The sequence below is a fragment of the Klebsiella sp. EMBS2024 genome (assembly GCF_036233805.1).
Lineage (GTDB): Bacteria > Pseudomonadota > Gammaproteobacteria > Enterobacterales > Enterobacteriaceae > Klebsiella > Klebsiella pneumoniae.
In genome coordinates, this window is sequence record NZ_JAZARW010000002.1 from 25,125 (window position 1) to 25,541 (window position 417).

Below are 417 nucleotides of genomic sequence, written 5' to 3' on the forward strand. Positions count from 1 at the left end.
CCAGACGTAATCTCCACTCAGATTGATATGTTCCCAGCCCAGGGGAGAAAGATGAGAGACCAGTTGCTCATTTATCGGGATACCCTTTCGTTTTAGTGACTCAATAGCTCTTTCTATATATACCGTGTTCCACAACGTGATCGCTGCTGTCAGTAATGTCAGCCCGCTGGCGCGATAACTCTGATTCTCCAGCCCACGATCCCTTATTTCACCCAGACGGTGCAAAAAGACCGCTCGCGCAAGGGCATTACGGGCCTCACCCTTATTCAGCCCCGCCTGCACGCGTCGGCGCAGACCGGGATCACGGAACCAGTCCAGCATAAATAGTGTCCGTTCGATGCGGCCAATCTCTCTCAGCGCTTTGGCAAGTCCATTCTGTTTTGGGTAACTGGCTAACTTTTTCATCATCAGTGATGC

General features: G+C 51.6%; 1 protein-coding gene. It reads right to left on the bottom strand.

The window, feature by feature from the left end; genetic code table 11:
* The coding region (locus VZP09_RS24355; RefSeq protein ID WP_328795508.1) for a Tn3 family transposase at positions 1 to 417 on the bottom strand (417 nt) is incomplete at both ends.